This is a genomic window from Bacillus testis, from assembly GCF_001243895.1.
Lineage (GTDB): Bacteria > Bacillota > Bacilli > Bacillales > DSM-1321 > Bacillus_AD > Bacillus_AD testis.
Genome location: NZ_LN851186.1, coordinates 1,843,445 through 1,867,723 on the forward strand (window position 1 = coordinate 1,843,445; position 24,279 = coordinate 1,867,723).

The 24,279-nt window shown below is 43.5% G+C and carries 20 protein-coding genes and 1 pseudogene; 15 read left to right on the forward strand and 6 right to left on the reverse strand.

Translation table 11 applies throughout. The annotated features are described in order from the left end of the window. Positions 1-79: 79 nt before the first annotated feature. Positions 80-1,135 carry a selenide, water dikinase SelD gene (gene selD / locus BN1765_RS09500; RefSeq protein ID WP_082195447.1) on the reverse strand — a complete coding sequence of 352 codons (1,056 nt, stop codon included), beginning with the start codon at positions 1,133-1,135 and terminating at the stop codon, positions 80-82. 197 nt (positions 1,136-1,332) lie between these two features. Beyond that, a complete protein-coding gene (locus BN1765_RS09505) occupies positions 1,333-1,668 on the reverse strand; it encodes a hypothetical protein (RefSeq protein ID WP_050614897.1) in 336 nt (111 codons plus the stop codon). A gap of 93 nt (positions 1,669-1,761) precedes the next feature. Between BN1765_RS09505 and selA the strand changes: the two genes are divergently transcribed. Then, positions 1,762-3,165 (forward strand): L-seryl-tRNA(Sec) selenium transferase, encoded by a 1,404-nt coding sequence (gene selA / locus BN1765_RS09510; protein WP_050614898.1) that lies wholly within the window; start codon positions 1,762-1,764, stop codon positions 3,163-3,165. Positions 3,166-3,203: 38 nt separating this feature from the next. Here the strand turns inward: selA and BN1765_RS19525 are convergent, their stop codons facing one another. Beyond that, positions 3,204-3,338: a small acid-soluble spore protein P gene (locus tag BN1765_RS19525; RefSeq protein ID WP_075050796.1), complete on the reverse strand. Its 135-nt coding sequence runs from the start codon at positions 3,336-3,338 to the stop codon at positions 3,204-3,206. Positions 3,339-3,532: 194 nt separating this feature from the next. Between BN1765_RS19525 and BN1765_RS09520 the strand changes: the two genes are divergently transcribed. Both BN1765_RS09520 and acnA read left to right on the forward strand, forming a co-directional pair. Then, entirely contained in the window at positions 3,533-4,156 is a 624-nt protein-coding gene (locus tag BN1765_RS09520) for a nitroreductase family protein (RefSeq protein ID WP_050614900.1), read from the forward strand. Positions 4,157-4,566: 410 nt separating this feature from the next. After that, a complete protein-coding gene (gene acnA / locus BN1765_RS09525; protein WP_050614901.1) occupies positions 4,567-7,296 on the forward strand; it encodes an aconitate hydratase AcnA in 2,730 nt (909 codons plus the stop codon). Between the two features lie 339 nt (positions 7,297-7,635). On the opposite strand, the gene BN1765_RS09530 is transcribed toward acnA, so the two are convergent. Beyond that, entirely contained in the window at positions 7,636-8,040 is a 405-nt protein-coding gene (locus BN1765_RS09530; RefSeq protein WP_050614902.1) for a hypothetical protein, read from the reverse strand. Positions 8,041-8,372: 332 nt separating this feature from the next. Here BN1765_RS09530 and BN1765_RS09535 point away from each other — a divergent pair, with 332 nt between their 5' ends. From BN1765_RS09535 to BN1765_RS09545, 5 genes are all read left to right on the forward strand, one after another. Then, a complete protein-coding gene (locus tag BN1765_RS09535) occupies positions 8,373-10,736 on the forward strand; it encodes a penicillin acylase family protein (RefSeq protein ID WP_050614903.1) in 2,364 nt (787 codons plus the stop codon). A 256-nt stretch (positions 10,737-10,992) separates the two neighbouring features. Beyond that, positions 10,993-11,508, forward strand: a complete 516-nt coding sequence (locus tag BN1765_RS09540) for a peroxiredoxin family protein (RefSeq protein WP_050614904.1) — start codon at positions 10,993-10,995, stop codon at positions 11,506-11,508. A gap of 223 nt (positions 11,509-11,731) precedes the next feature. Further along, complete coding sequence (locus BN1765_RS19530; protein ID WP_075050797.1) at positions 11,732-11,863, forward strand: FbpB family small basic protein; 132 nt, start codon at positions 11,732-11,734, stop codon at positions 11,861-11,863. A 58-nt stretch (positions 11,864-11,921) separates the two neighbouring features. Then, positions 11,922-12,065: an acid-soluble spore protein N gene (locus BN1765_RS19290; protein ID WP_069203007.1), complete on the forward strand. Its 144-nt coding sequence runs from the start codon at positions 11,922-11,924 to the stop codon at positions 12,063-12,065. 194 nt (positions 12,066-12,259) lie between these two features. Next, a complete protein-coding gene (locus BN1765_RS09545; RefSeq protein ID WP_050614905.1) occupies positions 12,260-12,679 on the forward strand; it encodes an acyl-CoA thioesterase in 420 nt (139 codons plus the stop codon). Positions 12,680-12,725: 46 nt separating this feature from the next. On the opposite strand, the gene BN1765_RS09550 is transcribed toward BN1765_RS09545, so the two are convergent. Further along, positions 12,726-13,013 (reverse strand): HesB/YadR/YfhF family protein, encoded by a 288-nt coding sequence (locus BN1765_RS09550; RefSeq protein ID WP_050614906.1) that lies wholly within the window; start codon positions 13,011-13,013, stop codon positions 12,726-12,728. 341 nt (positions 13,014-13,354) lie between these two features. Here BN1765_RS09550 and BN1765_RS20740 point away from each other — a divergent pair. Together BN1765_RS20740 and BN1765_RS20745 are read left to right on the forward strand one after the other, a co-directional pair. Continuing rightward, positions 13,355-13,888, forward strand: a pseudogene (locus tag BN1765_RS20740) (protoglobin domain-containing protein); the annotation flags it as partial. Positions 13,889-14,041: 153 nt separating this feature from the next. Next, positions 14,042-14,653 carry a methyl-accepting chemotaxis protein gene (locus tag BN1765_RS20745; protein WP_230199579.1) on the forward strand — a complete coding sequence of 204 codons (612 nt, stop codon included), beginning with the start codon at positions 14,042-14,044 and terminating at the stop codon, positions 14,651-14,653. A 92-nt stretch (positions 14,654-14,745) separates the two neighbouring features. Here the strand turns inward: BN1765_RS20745 and plsY are convergent, their stop codons facing one another. Next, positions 14,746-15,327 (reverse strand): glycerol-3-phosphate 1-O-acyltransferase PlsY, encoded by a 582-nt coding sequence (gene plsY / locus BN1765_RS09560; protein ID WP_050614908.1) that lies wholly within the window; start codon positions 15,325-15,327, stop codon positions 14,746-14,748. A 181-nt stretch (positions 15,328-15,508) separates the two neighbouring features. Between plsY and BN1765_RS09565 the strand changes: the two genes are divergently transcribed. From BN1765_RS09565 to BN1765_RS09585, 5 genes are all read left to right on the forward strand, one after another. After that, on the forward strand, positions 15,509-16,798 hold the full coding sequence (locus tag BN1765_RS09565) for a purine/pyrimidine permease (protein ID WP_050614909.1): 1,290 nt from the start codon (positions 15,509-15,511) through the stop codon (positions 16,796-16,798). A gap of 115 nt (positions 16,799-16,913) precedes the next feature. Then, complete coding sequence (locus BN1765_RS09570; protein ID WP_050614910.1) at positions 16,914-17,327, forward strand: CoA-binding protein; 414 nt, start codon at positions 16,914-16,916, stop codon at positions 17,325-17,327. A 415-nt stretch (positions 17,328-17,742) separates the two neighbouring features. Then, a complete protein-coding gene (gene parE / locus BN1765_RS09575; RefSeq protein ID WP_187119482.1) occupies positions 17,743-19,713 on the forward strand; it encodes a DNA topoisomerase IV subunit B in 1,971 nt (656 codons plus the stop codon). Positions 19,714-19,716: 3 nt separating this feature from the next. Continuing rightward, positions 19,717-22,158, forward strand: coding sequence for a DNA topoisomerase IV subunit A (gene parC, locus BN1765_RS09580; RefSeq protein WP_050614912.1), 2,442 nt, complete (start codon positions 19,717-19,719; stop codon positions 22,156-22,158). A 237-nt stretch (positions 22,159-22,395) separates the two neighbouring features. After that, positions 22,396-23,814 carry an alanine/glycine:cation symporter family protein gene (locus BN1765_RS09585; RefSeq protein WP_050614913.1) on the forward strand — a complete coding sequence of 473 codons (1,419 nt, stop codon included), beginning with the start codon at positions 22,396-22,398 and terminating at the stop codon, positions 23,812-23,814. Positions 23,815-24,279: the final 465 nt, after the last annotated feature.

Consider the following 24,279-nt stretch of genomic DNA (forward strand, 5'->3'; position numbering starts at 1 on the left):
GTCTTTGCGCCAATAAGAATCGATTGCTTCAATTGCTGATCGGGGGGAGTTGAATGAAGATCCCCACCAATCACATTTTTTATCTTCCTGACTTTACTCTCAGCATAGGCTGTTTTTTCTCTTCCACATATCCAATAATGCTTGCCATCTGCTTCTTGGCATGCATCTCTTTGCAGTAAGATTCAGCTTCCATCCGCGGCATCGAGATCAGCAAGCCGCCAGATGTAACGCTGTCGCAAATGGCCAATTGCTGCGGCAAAGAAAGCTGTCCGTCATATACAGCCTTCCCGGAGAGCCATTCATGGTTTGCCTTGCTGCCCCCAGGAACGACGCCTTCTTCAGCCAACTTGATGGTCCCTTCAAGAAACGGGATATCATCAAAGGAAATGACCATGCTCACACCGCTTCCTTCTGCCATTTCACTGGCATGCCCGAGCAGGCCGAAACCGGTAATATCCGTAACGGCATGCGGATGGTAAGAGCGCAGGCAATCGGCGCTGATTTTGTTCAATGCGGCCATTGTCTCTGTGACAGCCTGTTCTTGCTCTCGGGTCACAGCATTTCTTTTTATGCCGGTCGTTAAAATGCCCACTCCCAGCGGTTTTGTCAGAACAAGCACATCTCCCGGCTTAGCGCCAGTATTTTTCCAGATGTGATCCGGATGGACTGTTCCAGTCACCGAAAGCCCGAATTTCGGCTCTTTATCGTCGATGCTGTGGCCGCCAACCGTCACCGCTTCCGCTTCCACTACTTTATCGGATGCCCCGCGCATGATTTCAGAGAGGATATCCGGACCGAGCGTTTTGATCGGATAGGCGACGATATTCATCGCAGTCCGCGGAATGCCGCCCATAGCATAGACATCGCTTAATGCATTGGCAGCAGCTATTTGGCCGAACATATAAGGATCGTCCACAACAGGCGTAAAGAAGTCGACCGTTTGAATAAGGGCGATCTCTTCAGTAAGTTTAAATACTCCAGCATCATCAGCCGTTTCGTTTCCTACTAATAGCTGAGGATGCTGCGGTTGTTTGGGTAAATTGCGCAAAACTTGCGACAAGTCCTGAGGACCAATTTTGCATCCTCAGCCAGCTTTTGTCGACAAAGAAGTCAAGCGTACGCATTCCTCGTTCATAGGTGGCACCTCCTGTGGATTGTTATGTAACTAATTAAATACTCTCCTATTATACAACAAAAAGACGAGGCAATGTCTTTGTATGATTTGATACAACAAATCCCATTATAATCTCTTCTTATTTACGCTTCTTTTGAAGTGGAAATTCAATGATCGGTGGCGAATGAATGATAACCTCCATCGATCCACGTTTCGTTTTATTCCTTTTTCGTCTTTATAATGGTTATGCATACAAATGGAGGTTCTATCTGGTAAGAGATATTTTCCTCGGAAAGCAGCATCGGCAATTCCAGCCGGCGTTCGAGTAAGGGTCCTGCTTCTTTGGAGAACTGAATCAATAAAGAAGAGTTTTCGCATAGGATACCGACCTTGTTTTGACGGCCGGGTTGCTCTGCATCGATTTCATACCTATCAGGGAACTCATATAAAAAGACTGGAAACGTGCATGTATCTAGATAAGAGGCGAAGGGGTCCTCTTTATATGCTTGCAGCCATTCTTCGAAATGGGGGAACGAATACAGTTCGCTGTTCATGGGGATTCCTCCTTTTGCCCATATTATGCGAAGCTTGTGATTCGGTGAGGATGGTATACTATTAGTAGAGTACACTTGAACGGAGGATACAGTTTGAAACCATACATAAAGCAGATACCGGCTATCCATAAACTGCAAAAAGAGAAACGTTTCCATGATTTTATTTCCTTGAATAAGTTGCATGAAAAAAAAGCGACAGAGATTGTAGGGAAGATGGTAGCGGAAGCCAGAGAGCTGATTTTGACAGATCGCTGGACTGGCCCTGCACCCGGAAATTCCTCGTTTACGGATGAAATTTTCAATATGTGCCAGGCTTATGTAAATACCCATTATGCATACCGTTTGCGAAGAGTGGTCAACGCAACCGGTACAATCCTGCATACAAATTTGGGCCGGGCGAGGCTGAGTGAGGCGGCTATCGAGCATATGGCCGACGTTGCCCGCCACTACAGCAATCTTGAATATTCTATACCGAAAGGCAGCCGCGGTTCGCGCCATGACCTAGTCGAGGATTGGATCAATGAATTGACGGGAGCGGAAGCATCCATGGTAGTTAATAATAACGCCGCAGCAGTATATCTTATATTGAATGCCTTGGCCAAGGAACAAGAAGTGATTGTTTCAAGAGGGCAATTGATTGAAATCGGCGGTTCATTCCGTGTCTCTTCTATTATGGAAGAAAGCGGCGCCATCCTTGTGGAAGTAGGTACAACCAATAAGACACATCCTTATGATTATGAAAACGCCATTTCCGGCCAAACCGGCATGATCATGAAGGTCCATTCGTCCAATTTTAAGATGATTGGATTTACGGAAGAAGTGGGCCGGGAGGAGCTTGCCCGCATCAGCCGCCAAAACGGCTTGGTGTTCTATGAAGATTTGGGGAGCGGGGTCCTTACTGATTTTAGTGATCAAAACATCGGTGAAGAGCCAGTGGTACGACAAGTATTGGAGCAGGGGTGCGACCTGGTTTCATTCAGTGGCGATAAACTGTTGGGGGGGCCGCAGGCAGGAATTATTGCGGGAAAAAAAGCATGGATTGACAAACTGAAAAAAAGCCAGCTTGCAAGAGTCCTCCGTGTAGATAAAATCACACTTGCCGCTCTAGAAGCAACGCTGCTGGATTACTTGAAATCATCTAGGGACGAAACCGCTATTCCAACCGTACAATCCATCCGGGCTGAATACAGCGACCTGCTGCCTCGCGCTAAAGATTTGCAGCTATTGATTCGACAAAGCCTTCCTACAGCCGAGGCGGACATCATCAAGGTCGATAGTGCGATTGGAGGCGGAACCATGCCGGGTGTCGTTAGGGAAAGCCCCGCAGTAGCCGTTTCTTTCAAAACGATGCAGGTAAGCGAAGCCGAGGAACTATTAAGAACGCACACTCCGCCTGTTGTGGCCCGCGTCCAGCATAATACACTCATTTTCGATGTAAGGACCTTGGATGATTCAGATTTGCAAATCATCGCAGAAGCTTTGCTCTTATGCAAATAAAGCAATCAAGCAGGGGATTGAAACCCTGCTTGGCGTTTTTACATATCGTGATGGGAATGGTGCTTTTGGCGGCTATGATTGCGGTTTTTGACTTTATGCGATCCGCTCATCGGTTCCTGCTGGCCGGATTGATGCTGTTTCTTATTGTTGTTTTTTTCATTTTGATTGCTCATATGATGCCTCCTTTTATGTTTATCTTTTGCTTTTTTGCCGGCTTGCATGTGAAGCATTTGTACCCAATTTGTTTGGAAAATGGCAAATGAACAATAAGCGTTTTTCTGTCAGCCAAGAGAGACTTGACAGTTGCTTTTTATATGGGTAATTTGGATGAGTAATGAAAAAATAAAGCAGTGGAGGAACACAGCCTATGACAGCAAAAGATTATTCAACCGTTGTGCATGAAAGGCGTTCAGTGCGAAAATATGACTCATCCTATAAATTGGACAGAGCTTTGTTGGACGAAATATTGGAAGAAGCTACTCTGGCACCATCGTCCCGAAATTTGCAGCCATGGAGATTCATCGTCATCCAAGATCAGGAATTAAAGAAAAAAATCCGCTCCTGCGCCTATAACCAAGAGCCGTTAGAAACAGCATCCGCCGTGATTGCCATCATCGCTGACTGTGAGATGTACCATAATGCATTGAAAATCTATAGAAGCAAGTTTGATCAAGGACTGATGGATGAAGTAACCATGCAGCGTCAAATAGATGGAATCGAGCAATTGGTGCCCCATACTTCATTTGCAACCCGTCTCAATATCGCCACTTTTGATTGCGGATTGGTCAGCATGCAAATTATGCTCGGGGCTAAAGCAAGGGGATTGGACACAGTGCCAATCGGGGGCTTTGACCATGAACAGGTGACTGAAGCGCTTGATTTGGACGCAACGCGTTATGAACCCATCCTGTTGTTGCCAATCGGCAAAGCGGAACAGCCTGGATTCGAAACGACTCGATTGCCTTTATCGGATATTGTCGATTATAGATGAATGGAAAAGACAGAGCCAAGGAAGGTTCTGTCTTTTTTAATGATAACAAATGGATCTGCCAAGGACCGTTATTTTAGTTGAATGCTTTTTAAAAATAGTTTCGCCAGGAAATAAACGTAAAAAATATCAGAAAAAAGGACAATAAAACCCTTTATGTTCCCGTTTTATGGAAGTATATTCGAATTGTGATAAGAAAAACTTATCAAGCACAATAACTTTCTTGTTATTTACTTATAGTCAAAACTTTTGTACACTTTAATTGGAAGAAAAGTAGGATGGGAGAAATGACCGAACTTTTCGACATTTTGGATTTTTTTCCTTTATAATTGGGTTATAGCCTGGCGATATATGTCGCTGTGCGTCTTTTTTATGACTTATTATAATTCGGAAGATTAGAGGGGGAACGAGGTATGGGGAAACATGATGTATTTAAAGCGCGCTCTTCTTTTGAAGTGAATGGAAAGCGCTATAATTATTACCGCTTAAGCGCTTTGGAAGAAGCGGGTGTCGGTGCAGTATCAAAACTGCCATACTCAGTGAAAGTGCTGCTTGAATCTGTTCTTAGACAAGTAGACGGCAGAGTCATCACCAAAGAGCATGTGGAAAACTTGGCAAAATGGGGAACAAACGAGCAAAAAGAAGTGGATGTGCCATTCAAGCCATCACGTGTTATTCTCCAAGACTTTACAGGTGTGCCGGCTGTCGTGGATTTGGCTTCCATGCGCAAAGCGATGGCTGACCTAGGCGGAGACCCGGACAAAATCAATCCGGAAATTCCGGTTGATCTGGTCATTGACCACTCTGTACAAGTTGATAAAGCGGGAACTCCTGATTCACTTAAAGTAAATATGGATTTTGAATTCCAACGTAATAATGAGCGTTACCAATTTTTGAGCTGGGCCCAAAAATCATTTGATAATTATCGTGCTGTTCCGCCTGCTACAGGTATCGTCCATCAGGTTAACCTTGAGTATTTGGCGGCGGTTGTCCATGCGGTGGAAAACGCTGAAGGCGAATTTGAAACCTTCCCTGATTCATTGGTTGGTACAGATTCACATACGACTATGATCAACGGGATTGGCGTTCTTGGCTGGGGAGTAGGCGGCATCGAAGCAGAAGCAGGCATGTTAGGCCAGCCATCTTATTTCCCTGTTCCTGAAGTCATCGGTGTGAAGTTGGTAGGCAAGCTTCCAAGCGGCGCCACAGCTACGGATTTGGCTTTGAAAGTGACTCAGGTCCTTCGCCAAAAAGGGGTAGTTAATAAATTTGTCGAATTCTTCGGGCCAGGTGTAATGTCGTTGCCGCTTGCGGACCGGGCGACAATCGCCAATATGGCGCCTGAATACGGCGCAACTTGCGGGTTCTTCCCGGTTGACCAAGAAGCGCTTGACTATATGCGTCTAACCGGAAGAGACGAAGAGCATATTAAAGTGGTTGAGGAATATTGCAAAGCAAATGGTTTATTCCTATCAAGCCAAAGCGTTGATCCAACGTATACAGATGTTGTGGAAATTGATCTTTCATCAATTGAAGCCAATCTTTCAGGCCCTAAACGCCCTCAAGATTTGATTCCTTTGAGCATGATGAAACAATCGTTCGAGGAAGCGTTGAGCACTCCAATGGGCAACCACGGTTTCGGAATGGACGCAGCCGATCTCGATAAAGAAATCACTGTTCCTTTCTCTGAAACAGAAGAAGTGAAAATGAAAACAGGTGCTGTGGCGATTGCTGCGATTACAAGCTGTACAAATACATCCAATCCGTATGTGCTTGTAGGTGCAGGTTTACTGGCTAAAAAAGCAGTAGAAGCTGGACTTCATGTGCCTGCCTATGTAAAAACATCACTTGCGCCGGGATCTAAAGTAGTAACAGGCTACCTGAATAACTCAGGATTGACTCCATACTTGGAAACACTGGGATTCAATACGGTCGGTTACGGCTGTACAACATGTATCGGCAACTCCGGTCCATTAGCGCCTGAAATCGAAAAGGCTGTAGCTGAATCTGATTTGCTGGTTACATCTGTCCTTTCCGGTAACAGAAACTTTGAAGGCCGTATCCATCCGCTTGTAAAGGCGAACTATTTAGCTTCACCTCCATTAGTGGTCGCTTATGCATTGGCAGGAACTGTGAATATAGACTTTAATAATGAACCGATTGGCAAAGATACTGCCGGCAATGATGTCATGCTGAAAGACATTTGGCCTTCTGCTGAAGAGATTAAAGAAGTGGTTTCTAAAACAGTTACACCTGAATTGTTCAAAAAAGAATATGAAACAGTATTCAGCGACAACGAACGGTGGAATGAAATCCAAACAGGCAATGAACCTTTGTATGGCTGGGACGAACAATCTACCTATATTGCAAATCCACCATTCTTTGAAGGCTTGCAGCCAAATGCCGGTACTGTAGAACCGTTGCATGCATTGCGCGTTGTCGGCAAGTTTGGTGACTCAGTCACAACTGACCATATTTCTCCGGCTGGCGCCATCGGCAAAAACACTCCGGCAGGCATTTACTTGCGCGACAATGGTGTTGAGCCTCGGGACTTTAACTCATATGGATCCCGCCGCGGAAACCATGAAGTCATGATGAGAGGCACATTTGCCAATATCCGCATCCGTAATGGCATTGCTCCAGGAACAGAAGGCGGCTACACAACTTACTGGCCAACAGGCGATGTGATGAGCATATATGATGCTTGTATGAAATATAAGCAAGACGGTACAGGTTTGATGGTAATCGCAGGCAAAGACTATGGCATGGGATCATCTCGTGACTGGGCTGCGAAAGGTACGAACCTACTGGGCATCAAGACAGTAATCGCTGAAAGCTTTGAGCGGATCCACCGTTCAAACTTAGTGTTGATGGGTGTGCTTCCTTTGCAATTTAAACAAGGCGACAGCGCAGAAACACTAGGTTTGACTGGCAAGGAAACATTCGAAGTGGCAGTTGACGAGTCTGTTAAACCCCGCGATTACGTCAAAGTTACGGCAACTTCAGAAGAAGGAAAAGTAACAGAATTCGAAGCGCTTGTTCGTTTTGACAGTGAAGTTGAAATCGACTATTACCGCCACGGAGGCATCCTTCCAATGGTATTGCGCGACAAACTGCAAACACACGATAAACAAGAAGCTTAATATAGAAGAAAAGCCTGCAGGCAAAAAATCTGCAGGCTTTTCATATATGCGGAAAAAATAGGCCAAAAAACGGCATAGATATACACCCCCTTTGAAAAAATGGGGGTGTTTAAGTATGCTCAATCATACAAGATAGGAAATTTTTCAGGAATTTATACATTTAGGCCGTTCTATCTGGCGCTAAATAGGAGATGGTTGAAAAATCTGTGGCTTATTGTTTCACTTTTTATGATATCTTGCAGAAGATACGTAGATGTTCATAATATTAGTTCAAAATTAAAGATGTTCCAAATTATCAATAGCTTTAAAAAAAGAACATATTATATGCTCTCAAAGGGGTTATAATGATATTTCATTCTTTTCCGGCAAGCCGTAATAGACCATATAATGATCTATAGCATCCGTCTTCACGTATTGTGCAAAATGGGTGTTCGATGTGGCGTCGGCCATGATATAAACTTCCTGTGCTTCTCTTATGAGTGATTTTGCCTCAGTGCCATCCATAATTCTATTATCGCCTTTGTGTTTTCGAATGCTTGCTCTTTTAATTTTTTTTCCGTTCGTGAAGTAAATATCAATATATAAGAATTTCCAATTCAAAGCTACATGAATTCGTTTTTCGAGCCGTGCTATTTCATTATTGATCAATTGCTTGGTGATTTGATTATGGACACGATCGAGATCCGCTTTCAATAAGGCAATGTCATGAAGCAATTGCTCGTGTTCTAGTACTGTGGTTGTCATGTGAATCTCCCTTTGCATTCTTTTAATAACGGGTGCCAAGATTCCCACTTGCACAACAAGCGACGAGGAAGTGGGAGATCAAGCGCCAATAGTGTCAGGTGAGGGATGACTAAAAGCGCCCACCGATCAAAGTTTTTTGCATAATCGTTTTAACGTTTTCACTATTCACTATTATATCGCCCTTTTTATCCTTCCACAAAGAAAAGACCTTAACGGAAAGACAGCTTTTTTGCAGAAAAACGATGGGAACCGAAAAGCCGGTAGGAATATTATTCCAAGAAGGCGAATTGATATGAGTAGCCGTTCTAGCAAAGGCAGAAAGGGGAAGTGAGATGGAAACAGTGCTAAATAGGCAAAAGACGAAACGAAAAGGGAAGAAAATAATGATTTGGAGTGCCGCTGCGTTGCTTGTACTGATTGTTGCGGCCGTTATTGCCGGCAATCTATTCTTATCCAAAGGGCTGCCAAAAACAGAAGGAAGCCTAACGTTAAGCGGCCTGCAAACACAAGTATCCGTAACCAGGGATGCATCCGGCATACCGCATGTATATGCAAAGAGCGACCATGATTTATATATGGCTCAAGGGTATATCCAAGCCCAAGACCGCCTTTTTCAAATGGACCTCAGCAGAAGGCAGGCATCTGGCAGGCTGAGTGAAGTAATCGGAAAAGCGATGGTCGACAAGGATAAATTTTTTCGGACAATCGGTCTTAGAAGGGCTGCAGCCGCTTCATATGATGCATACACACAGGAAGGCAAGGACATATTGGGTTGGTTCGCTGAAGGCGTCAATCTATATATGAAGGAAGCAGAAAGTAAAGGGAAACTTCCAGTTGAGTTTTCTATATTGGGCTATAAACCTGAGCCCTGGTCGCCAGTCGATTCGCTTACCATCGGGAAATATATGGCCTTTGATCTTGGGGGCAATTGGGAAGACCAGGCGTTCCGGCAATACTTGCTTCAAAATTTCCCTAAAGAAAAAGCATATGATTTGTTTCCTTCTTATCCGAAAGATGCTCCGTATATCATCAGCAAAAGTGATTTGGATATCGGAAAAAGCTTTGCCGGCGCAATCATTCCTCCTGAATTGAATGGCAGCAATAACTGGGTTGTCAGTGGGAAAAAAACGAAAAGCGGCAAACCCTTATTGGCTGATGACCCTCATCTTGCTCTCGCAACACCGGCGATTTGGTATCAGATGGAGCTGAAATCGCCATCTGTTCATGTCAGTGGAGTTATTTTCGCCGGCATACCCGGCATTATTCTCGGGCATAATGAACAAATTGCCTGGGGTGTAACGAATACCGGGCCGGACGTTCAGGACCTCTATATTGAAAAAAGAAGCGATACGAATCCGACAGAATTTCTTTACAACCATAAATGGGAAAAAGCAGAAATCATCTCTGAACCCATTAAAATTAAAAAAGCGAAAACGATTGATTACGATGTTACGGTTACCCGGCATGGGCCGGTCATTTCGGAGTTTGCGGGGAAAAGCGGCAGCGGCCAAGCGCTTGCTTTGCGCTGGACGGCTTTGGACCCTTCCGCTGAGTTAGAAGCTATTATCAATATGAATAAGGCAGATAGCTGGAACGCCTTTGAAAAAGCGTTGGAAAAGTTCCGCACTCCTGCCCAGAATTTTGTATTCGCTTCTAAAGACGGTACGATCGCTTACAAAGCGAATGGCAATATTCCAATCAGGAAAAAGGGCGATTCCATGTTGCCGGTACCTGGATGGAATGATGAATACGAATGGAAAGGTTTTATCCCATTCGACGAATTGCCACGGCTTGTAAACCCAACAGAAGGGTTTATTTCCACTGCTAATAATAAGGTGATTTCCGATGACTATCCTTACCATATCAGCCATAACTGGGCGCAGCCATACCGGCAAATGAGAATACAGGAAGTCCTGAAGAAGAATCCTTCGTTGGAAGCCAAACATATGAAAGAATTACAAAGCGATGTGAAAAATCTCCAGGCTAAAGAATTTGTTCCCTTATTCCTAAAAACGCTCGAAGGATCAAAGGATAAAGAAGTAAGCAATGCGCTGAAAATCTTGGGGAAATGGGATTATCAGGACAAAAAAGACCAGGCTGCACCGCTCATCTTCAATCTATGGATTAACCAAATCCAGGCGATATTATTTGAAAAACAGATTCCGGAGGATACATTCAAACTCTTCAACGGCCGAAAGCAAGCTGTTGATCAGCTGTTGAGAAGAGCGCTTGAAGGCAACCCCGGACCGTGGATAAATGAGCAGGGAGGTATTAAGCTTGTTTTGGAAAAATCGCTCAAAGCCACCTTGCATGACATCCAAAAGGAACAAGGAAAAAAGATGGGCGATTGGAGCTGGGGAGATTTCCATAAGATTTACTTTAACCATCCATTATCCGCTGTTTCACCTTTGAATTTTATATTCAATTCCCAAGGAGGGATCCCGGCCAATGGAAGCGGTGTGACCGTCCAGGCAGCCGGATTTGAACCAGAAGGGACTGTGGACCATGGCGCTTCATGGCGCTTTGTGGCAGATTTGAATGATTTGTCAAAGTCCTACCAACTGGTCGGGCCCGGCCAATCGGGACATGTAAAAAGCAAATGGTATCACGATCAGATGGAGGATTGGGTGAAGGGTAACTACCATACCACCTACTTAAATGAAAAGCGGGGCGAAACGTTAGTTCTTAAGCCTTAAACCAGTATACAGAGTGCAAGCCGCATGGCAGGCATTCAATTCATCCAGTTTCACGGGGCGCAATGGCCTCTTACTTGAACGGGAAAAGTGGGAGGCCAAGCGTTAATTAGAATTAAGATTGGTAACCCCCCTCCGATCAAAGATTCACTTTATCATGTCTATTCCCCATTCTGGCACATAGTATGGAAATAAATGTTTGTCCGTTGTGGCTGTGTGAGATAAAATATGGAGTAGTAAGGGGAAAGGGGGAATAGGGTTGGCGAAGAAAATTCTAGGAGGGGCTATTCTGGTCTTTTTGATTGCTTTGGCCATTATACAGGCGCTGGACCATAAAGAAGCAGCTCAGCAAGAAAGCTTGCCAGGATTGGCAAAAGGGGTTGTTGCACCGGCGTTCACGCTGAAAAACCTGAATAAAAAAGAGATAGCCCTTGAATCCTACCGCGGGAAAAAAGTCATCTTGAATTTTTGGGCAACATGGTGTCCTCCTTGTAAAGATGAGATGCCGGATCTGCAGAAGTTTTATCAAAAATTTAACGAAGATGTAGAAATCATTGCAATCAATAATGACCCGTATAACGATGTAGCAGGTTTTGCGAAACAATATGGCCTTACTTTTCCTATTGTTTTGGAAGACCGCACACAGGTAACGGAAACATATCAGGTAGCAGCGTTCCCTTCCACCTATTTTATCGATGAAAAAGGTTTGATTACATATAAGCATATCGGCCAGATTTCGTATTCCGAGCTGGTAAAACGCTATAAAGAAATGTAGAGTGAAATACCTTTATTCCCTTAAGGCTTCCGTGATGGAAGCCTTTTTTGTCTAGCTAAGCAGGCACATCTGAATACCTGCTATATGCTTGTTTTTTCATTTGCTTAAACGGTTGATGACTGAACCGTGAAAATAAATCAAAATAAAAAAATATATAAGTTATATAAAAATTTGACTTTTGACAATAATAAATACTACAACACAGGAAACGAGGGATGAAGGAATGAAACGTAAGAGAAAAATATCGTTTGAGGACTTGGTATTAGAAAATAAAATAGAATTGTTAAAGGATCGGCAGGCGATCGAACGCATTGAGACAAAGCTGGAGAAGAAGCATCTTCAAAAAGCAGAATAAGGTTCGCATGTTTCCCTTCCTTTCGTGAACAATAAACAGGGAAGGAAGGTGATGTCACATGGGAAACCCCAAAAAGCATCCTCAAGATTTCGTGCCTAACCATATCGGTACACAGAACCGGGCGGCAGGCGGCAATAAGGGCAAAAAAATGCAGGACCCTACAGGGAGACAGCCGCAAGTGATCCAGACTAAGGGAGAATAAGTATTTGATGAGATAAAGCCATCTTTCAGCATGGAAGGATGGCTTTATCTTTGTTCGTTGTATTGGCGCTAAGACTTCCACTTCATTTGCGGCAAGAAGAACAAACTTTTCCTTTATCAAAGGATTCAGTATGTAACGCCGGGATGCGGTCTATGATAAAATAGCTAAGACAGTGTACAGAAGGGAGAGAGGATATGTTCATCTCTAAAAAAGAAGTGCAAGTCCGCTATGCGGAAACAGACCAAATGGGCGTTGTGTATCATGCAAACTATATTATATGGTTGGAATTAGGCAGAACCCAGATTGTAGAGGATTTAGGCTTCCGTTACGCAGATATGGAGAAAGACGGAATTGTTTCGCCTGTGATGGATGTCCAAATTTCATATAAAAAACCAATGACATATGGTGAGACAGCGACAGTACATACATGGATTGAAAAGTATAATGGTGTGAAGACCGTATACGGTTATGAAATCTATAACGAACAAAATGACCTGGTGGTGACAGCCACAAGTACACATGCCTGCGTAAGAAAAGATACCTTCCGGCCGATTTCCCTCAAAAGAGAATATCCAGAATGGCACAAAGTGTATGAAGAGAACAAGAAGCAATAGTAATCAAAAAAAGAAGACTTCCTTTTTGGAATCTTCTTTTTTTTGATTACTTAACAGTAAATACAGGCTCATCTTTTTTAGCGTTATAATCGACATATAAATCTTTGTTGTCAAAATACCATAGGTCGCTTTCATCAATAAAATAGAGAATATTATTTTTTTTAACCTCTGCGGCGGCATTGATTGGCTTTTCCAATTGGATCCCCAGTGAAAAACCAGCTTGAATGGTGCTTTCCCCTCCATAACGGGCAAAGAATCTCACACTGTCTCCATTTTTGAGGCCTAATTCATCCTGATACCATGTTGCCGCTTGATCTGTTATATAAATATTCATGAAAACTGTCCCCTTTCATTATCCTATGGTTGTTCTTATATTATAGTAGAAAATACGATAAAAAGGAAAGTTATATCCTTTTTGCTGCATACTGCTTATCATGGATTTTTTGATACAGTGCCTGAAAACAGGTGATACAGAATAACTACTGACTTGTTTCGTTCGATTGCATACAAACTTTTTATTTTTTTCTGCCAGCATTCATTTTATGGCCGATTTTCCGATAGTAAAGATAAAGATGATGATCTATATCCTTGTGCTAATTTGTCTTCTCGTAATGCTAAGTACAGATTAGGCAACAATTAACTATCTATAATCGGGGTAAAGGGAGAATTGTATTCATGGGGTTATTCACAAAAACGAAAACAGAGAGCATAAAATGGCTTGTTAAAGCGGAAGAAGCACATTATGAGTTGGCAATCGATGATTCCCAAGCAACTTTGCAATTGAATATGATCGGCTTGGAAGAAGATGACTTAAAACTGTTAAGCGCTTTTCAGCCGGTGGTAAGAGAAAATATCATAGCGGTGGTAGACCGTTTTTATTCAACCATTCTTACCGTACCCGAACTTCGGGAAATTATCGAAAAACACAGTACGATTGAAAAAATCAGGGCTACCTTCAGCAAGCATATTATAGAAATGTTTAATGGCACAATAAATCAGGAGTTCCTGGAGGTAAGGCATAAAGTGGCAAGGATCCATATCAATGTGGGGCTAAAACCGAAATGGTATATTTCCTCTTTCCAGAATATGCATAATGAATTGAGCAAGATTGTTTTTAAGAATGCCGCTAACCCGGAAGACCAACAGGCTTTGATTGCAGCAATCAGTAAAATATTGAGTTTTGAGCAGCAGTTGGTCTTGGAGTCTTATGAAAATGAAAGGACAAAATCCAGTGAGGCGGCATTCAGACTCATCAGGGAAGAAGTGAAAGGGCAGATTATTTTGATTGCCAGTGAGCTCGCTATGCACAGCAATCGGACGAATGAAGCGATGAAAACGATGGCCACAAAATCAAAAAGTTTTATGGACCTTGTCAATAAGACCACTAAGCAATCACATCATTCGAGAGATCTTGCCACTGAAGGACAAAGCAGGTTAAAAGAATTGACGGAAAAAATCCTGGCGCTTTCTGCGCATACCAATGATGTGGAACAGGCCATTGAATCGTTGAATATGTCATTGGAACAAATCGGAGGGTTTGTTGGCACAGTGCAGGATATCGCCGACCAGACCAATTTACTTTCTCTTAATTCAGCGATCGAAGCTGCGCGGGCTGGCGAGCATGGTAGAGGCTTCGCAGTTGTGGCCGATGAAGTCCGGAAGCTTGCCGACCAAACGAAGAAATCGATTTCTGAAATTTACAGTATCGTACAGACATCGACAAATTATATGAATGAAGTCATTTCTTCGATTAGTAAGGTGCAAGATGTCATACAAGCCGGAGAGAAAGAGTCAGCCCAAACCCAAATGTCCTTTAACAATATTATCGCTTCCATGGATGATAGCCTCGAAGGAAACCATACGATTCAACAGCAAATCATAAATGTTATTTCCCTCATAGATGAAGTGGAGCAATCAATGATGACGGTTGCCGGACAGGCGGAAACATTGAATAGTACGGCAACGTCCCTATAAACAACAAGAGCCTGGCATACATAGATGCCAGGCTTTTGTTTAAATATGGTGTTTCAAGGCCTACAAATGCAGCAGGAAAGCCCTGAAAATGGCTACATAAAAGTAATTTTAGGTTCGGTTCCATCCTTGATTCTCTGGATATTAGCACGGTGTTTGTAAATGATAAAGACCGTTAGGATGACCATGATGATAATCAAAGGAATATCCCACACGACCAGTGAGCAGATTAAGCCTGCGACAGCAGAGATCATGCTTGATAAAGATACATACTTTGATAGATACAATGCAAGGAAAAAAGTCACGAATAAGATTAGAAAAATAACGGGTGCGTATCCTAGAACGACACCGGCGGATGTGGCGACTGCCTTGCCACCGCGGAAGCCGGCGAAAATCGGATACATATGCCCGAAAACAGCCGCAATTCCTGGGATCAAGGGATGCAGGTCGATATGTAATAAATAAGGCAATAAAGCTGCCAAAGTCCCTTTCAGGATATCCATAATCGTCACAGTGAAACCTGCTGTTTTGCCTAAGGTTCTAAATGTATTTGTCCCGCCTAGATTCCCGCTGCCATGCTGGCGGATGTCTTTGCCGTAGAATAGTTTTCCGATCCACAGCCCGGAAGGAATGCTCCCTAATAAATAAGCTAGAATAATAATGAAAAATATGGTCATTGTATAATACCCTTTCTTGATTACAAAATCATGTTATTATTTTACCATGTCCGCTCAGAATTTCCATGAATAAATAGCATTTCTCTCTAAACAACAATTGAATGATAAAAAAATATATGTTAATAATTATCATGGGCTTTTGTCAGATTTTTTCAGTTGGCCCAAAGGAGAGGAATCATTTATGAAACAAGTATTTTCGACTATTCAATGGCTGGCCTTCATGTTCTCTAGCTCGATTATCGCGCCAATCGCTGTTGCAGGGCTGTTTGAACTTGATGCAGGGGAAACGGCAGGATTTATTCAACGTGCTGTTTTTGTGATGGGAATAGCGGGCCTTCTGCAAATCCTGTTTGGCCACAAACTGCCGATTAATGAGGGCCCGGCAGGATTATGGTGGGGAGTCTTTGCTTTATATGCAGGCCTTTCGACTACCATTTTTGCATCTCACAACGAAACATTGCAGGCTCTTCAGGGAGCGTTGCTCGCTAGCGGCCTCTTATTTATTGTTTTGAGTGCATTCGGCATTATCCAAAAATTAAGTGCTTTATTCACGCCTACAGTTACCGGTGTTTATTTGTTGTTGCTTGTTCTGCAACTCAGCAAATCATTCTTAAACGGAATGCTTGGCATTACAACGGATCATCCGCTGATCAATATGAAATCTGCGCTTTTGAGTGTGATCGTCATAGCGATTACTTTCTGGTTTACGCGCAATAAAATCCATGTAATCAAGCAATATGCCATTCTGCTGTCACTGGCTTTGGGCTGGATTATTTTTGCTGTGGCCAACTTGGCCCCGAAACTTGATTTTAAGGGAGGGCAGATATTTTCACTGCCAGAGCTGTTCGTATTTGGCAAGCCGACTTTCAACTCGGGAATGGTCATGACTGCACTTTTCGTGACATTTTTGTTGCTTGCGAATATGATTGCTAGTATAAGGATCACTGAAAGTATATTGAAAAACATCGGTGTGAAAGTGGATCCCTACAGCATTAATAAGTCAGGAGCCGTGGGCGGTATTGCTCAGATTCTCGGCGGGGCCTTCAGTACAATGGGACCGGTGCCCTTATCGGGTGCAGGCGGGTTTATTCAGGCAACTGGCATTTCATCGAAGCGCCCATTCATACTGGCTTCGATCGCAGTGATTGCCATTAGCTTTTTTCCGCCGGTTATGACTTTTTTCGCAGCGATGCCTCCAGCAGTCGGTTATTCTGTCAGCTTTGTCATTTTTGCCGGCATGTTGAGTGTCGCCCTCAGTGAGTTTCAACATATTACAGATGCAACCCGGACGGTAATTGGTGTATCGTTGTTAGGTGGAACAGGGGTTATGTTCATTCCGACGGCGGCATTTGAAGAACTGCATCCCGTGCTTACATCGCTGCTTTCAAATGGGCTGATCCTTGGAACCGTGATTTGTATTGCAGGGGAACAATTGCTGAAAACATTCAGCAGAAGTGCGGGTAACAAGTAAAGAGCCGCTATCGCCAAATGGGATCCCGGACAAGACGCCGGAGTTGGCTTTGGCGGCTGAAAATGCCTGAACGCTTACATATAAAGGCAAATAAGGGGAAAAGGGGATAGGAGAAATGGTGATTGAGAATCCAAGCAGACAGGAAATCGGAGAGATTCTGAAACATTCTAAGAGAATCGCAGTGGTAGGTTTATCCGATAATCCGGACCGAACGTCAAATATGGTATCCAAGGCCATGATGAATTGCGGGTATGAAATCATACCTGTCAATCCGACGATCAAGGAAGCATTGGGAGTCAAAGCGGTGCCGTCGCTGTCCGCAATTGAAGGGCATGTAGATATTGTCAATGTATTCAGAAGACCGGCCGCACTGCCTGAATTGGCTAAAGAATTTGATGAAATCGATGCTGATGTTTTTTGGACCCAATTGGAAGTCGTGGACGAGGAAGCATATATATTTTTGAAGGAGAAGGGCTATACTGTCATAATGGATCGTTGTATCAAGGTTGAACATGCTTTGACAAAGTAGTAGAAAAAGGAGCGCTTTAAGCTCCTTTTTCTTATCTGTCACGGCAGGAAAGAGGCATGGTCAAAGAGAACCTTAATTGTGAAGTTCTATTTTGGCAATAGGTAATACTCTGTGAATAATAGAAAACAATATTTGCGAAATTATTTTTTACCTGTACAATAAACGATAAAGTGAAACTTTGATTGGCGGGGGCATCGATCTCCCCCGGTCATTTGTTTTAACCAATCGGATTCTAACCGGCGTCTTGCGTCATTGCGCCAGTTAGAAGGGGATAAAGCGCTGATGGCAAACTACACCTCGAACGCTTGTTCTATTTATGGTATAATAGGTTTTATTACATATTAGTTTTACTTTCAAGCGAGCATAGAATAGAGTGCATGGAGTGTTTGCTTGTGGAAGGAGAATAAGAGTGGCAATAAATCAAACGAAGAAAATCGAATACAACGATGATGCCATACAGGTGCTGGAAGGCCTAGAGGCTGTCCGTAAAAGACCGGGTATGTATATCGGCAGTACGGATACAAGAGGGCTTCATCACCTCGTATATGAAATCGTGGATAATTCCGTAGATGAGGCTTTGGCCGGCTATGGAGATCATATAATTGTGAAATTGCATAAGGATAATTCTGTGAGTGTAAGCGATAAAGGCCGGGGAATGCCAACCGGTATGCATAAGATGGGCAAACCGACGCCGGAGGTCATCCTGACCATCCTTCATGCTGGAGGAAAATTCGGACAGGGAGGCTATAAAACGAGCGGAGGCTTGCATGGTGTTGGTGCGTCGGTCGTTAATGCTCTGTCTGAATGGCTGACTGTTACCATTAAAAGAGACGGTTCGATCTATGAACAACGTTTTGCCAATGGAGGCAAGCCCCAAACAACCCTTGAGAAAAAAGGCACTACGAATGGCACTGGAACAACTATCCACTTTAAGCCTGATCCTGCTATATTCTCCACGCTAATCTTTAATTTTGAAACCTTATCCGAACGATTAAGAGAATCTGCCTTCCTTATGAAAGGCATGAAGATAGAATTAATTGATGAGCGCAATCATAATAAGGAACTATTCCACTATGAAGACGGACTGAAGGCATTTGTCCAATATTTGAATGAAGAGCGGGATTCCATGCATGATGTCGTCAGCATTGAAGGAGAACAGAACGGCATTGAAATCGAGTTTGCCTTTCAATTCAATGATGCGTATTCAGAGAATATACTCAGCTTCGTCAATAACGTCCGCACTAAAGATGGCGGTACGCATGAAGTGGGAGCTAAAACGGCCATGACAAGGGTGTTTAATGAATATGCACGCAAAAACGGCCTGCTGAAAGAAAAGGACAAGAACCTGGAAGGAAGCGATATTCGCGAAGGGCTAGCAGCCATTATTTCGGTCCGGATCCCTGAAGAATTGCTTCAATTCGAGGGACAGACAAAAAGCAAGCTGGGTACAAGTGCAGCCCGTTCTGCCGTTGATGGAGTCATATCCGAGCATCTGGCTTATTTTCTCCATGAAAATCCGGATACAGCAAACCTATTGATAAAAAAGGCAGTCAAAGCGTTCCAAGCGCGCGAAGCGGCCAGAAAAGCCCGTGAAGAAGCTCGTACCGGCAAAAAACGTAAAAAGGGCGAAACAACACTTTCCGGAAAACTAACGCCTGCACAGTCACGTAATCCGAAGAAAAATGAACTGTACTTGGTGGAAGGTGATTCTGCCGGTGGTTCAGCGAAACAAGGAAGAGACCGCCGTTTTCAGGCAATTCTTCCGTTGCGCGGTAAAGTAATCAATACGGAAAAAGCAAAACTGGCCGACATCTTTAAGAACGAAGAAATCAATACGATCATTCATGCAGTCGGCGGCGGAGTGGGCCCGGAATTCAATATTGATGATATAAATTATGACAAAGTCGTTATTATGACCGATGCGGATACGGATGGAGCGCATATTCAGGTGCTGCTGCTTACCTTCTTTTATCGGTATATGAAGCCTTTGATTGAAAATGGAAAGATCTTCATCGCCTTGCCTCCGCTTTATAAGGTAAGCAAAGGCCTTGGCAAGAAAGCGGTTGTCGAATATGCCTGGAATGACGATGAACTGGCGGCTGTCCAGAAAAAAGTCGGAAAAGGTTCCATCCTCCAACGGTATAAAGGACTTGGAGAAATGAACGCCGACCAATTATGGGATACGACCATGAATCCAGAGACACGGACACTGATCCGCGTGCGCATTGATGATGCAGCAAGAGCCGAACGCAGGGTAACCACACTCATGGGCGATAAAGTAGAACCCCGGAGAAAGTGGATTGAAACCCATGTAGCATTTGGGCTCGAAGATGAAGATAATATACTAGATAATGAAAACATGATCATTTCTGAGGAAGGGGTGTAAAGTGTGTCTACAGTAGAATCTTTTCGCGACCTGCCTTTAGAAGAAGTGATAGGAGACCGGTTCGGACGATACAGTAAATACATTATCCAAGACCGTGCGCTTCCAGATGCAAGAGACGGCTTGAAGCCAGTACAGCGCAGAATACTTTACGCTATGCATATGGACGGCAACACGAACGACAAAAATTTCAGAAAATCCGCCAAAACGGTGGGGAATGTAATCGGTAATTACCATCCCCATGGCGACTCCTCTGTATATGAAGCAATGGTACGGATGAGCCAGGATTGGAAGCTCCGTAAAATACTGATAGAAATGCACGGCAATAACGGCAGTATGGACGGTGACCCTCCTGCTGCCATGCGTTATACCGAGGCCCGCCTCTCTGCGATCGCCAGTGAATTACTACGTGATATCGATAAGAAAACAGTCGATTTCATTCCAAACTTTGATGACACAGCGGAGGAACCGGTTGTTCTTCCGGCGACGTTCCCTGCCCTTCTAGTGAATGGTTCGACGGGGATTTCCGCTGGTTATGCTACTGAGATTCCGCCGCATCAATTTGGGGAAGTCATCGACGCAGCATTAATGAGGCTCGAAAATCCTTCTTGCACGGTCGATGAGTTGATGACGGTCATAAAAGGGCCTGATTTTCCTACCGGAGGCATCATTCAAGGTGTGGAAGGAATCAAAAAAGCTTATGAAACAGGCAAAGGGAAAATTATTATCCGCGGGAAAGCAGAGATTGAAACGGTGCGCGGCGGCAAACAGCAAATCGTCATTACTGAAATTCCTTATGAAGTAAACAAGGCAAATCTGGTCAAGAAAATGGACGAACTGCGGATCGACCGCAAAGTCGAAGGCATTTCTGAAGTGAGAGATGAAAGCGACCGTTCAGGGTTACGGATTGTGGTTGAACTGAAAAAGGAAAGCGATGCAGAAGGCGTTTTACACTATCTGTATAAAAACACCGATCTACAGGTGCCTTATAATTTCAATATGGTCGCAATTTCCCGCAAAAGACCAATGCTGATGGGCATTCAAGGCATGCTTGATGCCTATCTGGACCATCGGAAAGAAGTGATTACGAAGCGTTCGGAATTCGAATTGAAAAAGGCGAGGGAACGGGAACACATTGTCGAAGGGTTGATTAAAGCATTATCTATCCTCGATGAAGTGATTGCAGTTATCCGTTCATCACAGGATAAGCGTGATGCCAAACAAAACCTCTCCGCTAAATTCGGATTCTCGGAAGCCCAAGCTGAAGCCATTGTGTCATTACAGCTATACCGGTTGACCAATACCGATATTACTGCCCTACAAGCAGAAGCAGAAGAGCTTTCTGCCAAGATTGAAGAGTTGACAGCTATTCTGAATAGCGAGAAAAAGCTGATCAGTGTTATAAAAAAAGAATTGAAGCTTGTCAAAAGACAATACAATGATGTCCGTTTGACGAAAATCGAGGATAAGATAGAGGAAATCAAAATTAATTTGGAAGTGCTGATCGCCAGCGAAGATGTTATTGTGACTGTCACGAAAGAAGGCTATGTTAAACGTACGTCACCACGTTCGTTTGCAGCTTCCGGAGGACAGGATTTCGGCATGAAAGAGAGCGACCTTCTGCTTTACCAAGAGGAAGTGAATACAACCGACAATCTGCTTCTCTTTACCAATAAAGGGAACTATATTTATTGTCCGGTGCATCTTTTGCCTGATATCCGCTGGAAAGATCTTGGCCAGCACATAGCGAGCATTGTACCGACCGACCGCGACGAATGTGTCATCAAGGTTCTGGCGGTTAAAGACTTCACTATCCCGGCTTATCTCCTTTTCCTAACGAAAAACGGGATGGTAAAGCGGACTGAATTGTCCATGTTCCAAGCGCAGAGATATTCCAAACCGCTGGTGGCAATCAACCTGAAAGGCGACGATGAACTGGCCATGGTTGAAATGACCGATGGTTCTAAGGATTTGTTTATCGCGACCCGGTTAGGCTTTGGTCTGTGGTTTAATGAAGAAGAGGTAAATGTTCTCGGTATACGTGCTGCCGGCGTCAAGGGAATCAACCTGAAAGAGGATGATTTCGTTGTCAACGGTGGTGTCATAACGGATCCAAGCAGTGATTTGATCGTTCTGGCCACACAACGAGGGGCCATAAAGAAAATGAAACTAAAGGAATTTGAAAAAACATCGCGTGCCAAACGGGGAGTTGTCATGCTCCGTGAGTTGAAGAATAATCCGCATCGGGTGGCAGGCGCAGCGGTAGCGACTGATCAGGATAAAGTCCTCCTTCAAACCGAAAAAGGATTGCTGGAAGAGGTGGAGATCGCAGTGTTGAAAGCTTCTGACAGATATTCGAATGGTTCTTTCCTTATTGATACTGCCGAAAACGGGGAAGTTAACCACTTGTGGAAGCAAAAGCATGAAGAGGAAGTAGAAGAAAAATAGGACCAGCAAGCCATTCCATCCGGTATCGGATGGAATGGCTTTTTTTATTATGCCTTAATATTATATTGAAAAAATTATCAGAAAAACAGTGAATATCCAAATTAGTAAAAAAAGGCTGGATATGGTTTTAATATTTAAACTTGAAAGATATGTACATTTAATGATAGATTATTATAGTAGGTATATTGTTATCTTTAAATAGTAATCGACATTCGTTTTTAAAAAGGAGGACACAATTTGTTAGGATTTTTGACAGAATTGAATGACATCATATGGACGTATATTTTAATAGCAGTGTTATTGGTGCTTGGTTTGTTTTTTACGCTTAAGACAAACTTCGTGCAATTTCGCTTTATTGGAGAAATGTTTCGATTAATGACTGACAAAGCAACCGTTTCGGCTGAAGGCAAACGGGGAATTTCTTCTTTCCAAGCATTCTGTATTTCTACTGCTTCCAGAGTGGGTACAGGAAATCTCGCAGGAGTAGCGACGGCCATTACGTTAGGTGGTCCCGGCGCTGTTTTTTGGATGTGGCTTATTGCCTTTTTAGGAGGAGCATCCAGTTTTATTGAAAGTACATTGGCACAAATCTATAAGGTGAAAGACCGAGACGGCTACAGAGGCGGACCGGCCTATTATATGGAAAAAGGGCTTAAAAACCGCAAACTTGGTGTTGTCTTTGCAGTCATTATTACTTTTTGTTTCGGTTTGGTCTTTAACTCTGTACAAAGTAATACGATCTCCATGGCAGTGAACGGTTCATTCGGAATCAGCCCAACTATGGTCGGCATCGGGCTTGCTGTATTGACTGGCCTGGTAGTGTTCGGGGGCATCAAGCGGATTGCCCATGTTGTACAGGTCATTGTTCCTGTTATGGCCTTGCTTTATTTAGTGCTTGCCGTTTTTGTGGTAGTAACTAATGTGACACAAATTCCAACGGTATTCAAAATGATTTTCGAAAATGCATTTGGCCTAGAACAGGCAATCGGAGGCGGTTTCGGTGCTGCTATCCTTTACGGAGTGAAGCGTGGCCTATTTTCAAACGAAGCAGGTATGGGGAGTGCGCCAAACGCCGCAGCTACAGCATCCGTTACGCACCCGGTGAAGCAGGGGCTGATCCAAACATTGGGTGTATTTACGGATACAATCTTGATCTGCAGTGCCACTGCATTCATTATCCTGCTTTCAGGTGCTTATACCAGCGGGGCACAAGGCATAAATCTTACGCAAATGGCATTGACTGAGCATGTCGGCCCTTGGGCATCCATTTTCATAGCTGTTGCTATTTTCCTTTTCGGTTTCAGTTCTATTATTGGAAACTATTATTATGGGGAAACAAATATCGAATTCATCAAGGATCATAAGCTGGCCTTGAATGTATATCGTGTGGCTGTTCTTGGTATGGTATTATGGGGCAGTATCGCCAGCTTGGACATTGTATGGACGCTGGCGGATGTATTTATGGGGGTTATGGCTCTCATCAACCTAGCAGTAATTGCTCTGCTATATAAAGTGGCTATTAAGGCTCTGCAGGATTACCGCGAACAACGAAAAATGGGGAAAGATCCAGTCTTTCACCGCGATATTCTGGATGATCCATCCGGCGTGGATTATTGGCACGAAGAAACAGAAAAAAGAGAGAAGAAAAGTGCTTAAAATAGATAAAAAACAGCTTGCATGAAATATGCAGGCTGTTTTTTTATCTGGAATCGCATAAGCTTTTATATACATTCGAAATAATCGCCAGACGGATAGGATGGCCAGCGAAAATAAATGGTATGCAGAAGGATAAGCGCTTATATCCCATTCTAACTGGCACTAAGACTTTCACTACACAAAGAGCATAAAGAGGAAGAAGTGATAATCTTAGCGCCTGTAAGAACTCGGGGTGGTTCGCAATGCCACTTTATATGCGAAAGAAGGGGCGCTTTCCAGATCTGTAGGAGAAATTCACGTATATATTTCGTTTTTACAGGGGAAGAGACCATGTCAAGGATGCTTTAGTGGATGATAAGATAAAAAGACATGAATGGTTTTAATGGTGCCTTATTCTGATATAATTTAGATATGCAGCTGATTTAGCGAGCTAGAAGTATATACAGCAGAATATACAGCGGGAAT